The organism is Ruegeria sp. CE9 (genome assembly GCF_056537425.1).
The window spans coordinates 1-617 of record NZ_JBQFRO010000126.1 but is presented as its reverse complement, the minus strand read 5'-3'; the positions used below and the strand labels follow the sequence as shown (position 1 = coordinate 617).

The 617-nt window shown below is 54.9% G+C and carries 1 protein-coding gene; it reads right to left on the bottom strand.

All coding sequences use genetic code 11. The features are described from left to right. On the bottom strand, positions 1-345 hold a 345-nt coding region (locus ACR0B3_RS24460; RefSeq protein ID WP_480811305.1), incomplete at its 3' end, for a GntR family transcriptional regulator. Between the last annotated feature and the right edge of the window lie 272 nt (positions 346-617).

The window sequence follows — 617 nt, the reverse complement described above, 5'->3', positions numbered from 1 at the left end:
CTCCAATGCTTGAATATCTGCGGGGGCAAGCCGTGTGGCCGCATGGCGCACGGCCTCAGCCTCAAGCGCGATGCGAATGAACTGGGCCTGCATCACCGCCCGGGTGGAGATCAACGACACCAATGTGGCGCGTTGCGGGCGGATCAGCAGGAAGCCCATTTTCGAAAGCCTGTAGAATGCATCGCGCACTGGTTGACGGGAGACTTCAAACCGTTTTGCGATCTCAGCTTCTGACAGCTTCTCACCGGGTTTCAGGTCAAGGTTGAGCACCTGTTTGTGCAATTCCCCATAGACCAAATCCGCGATCGCAGGGCGGGCGGTTCGGTCAAGCGATATGAGTGGCATGTCTTGGGTCATTTCAGGATCAATCCCTGTCTGATTGACCTAGGTTATATACTAGCATATCAGTTTGCAAGAAGATTAACCAAAAGGGGCCGCCTATGGGCTTTTTAAGTGAAGACCGCCTGTTTCCTACAGAGCCTACAGCGCGGTCGCTGGCCCGTGCGCTTTATGCGCAGGTCAAAGATGCGCCGATCATCTCACCCCATGGTCATACCGACCCCCAGTGGTTCGCGAAGAATGAACCCTTTGAAGACGTCGCCAAACTGTTCATCACG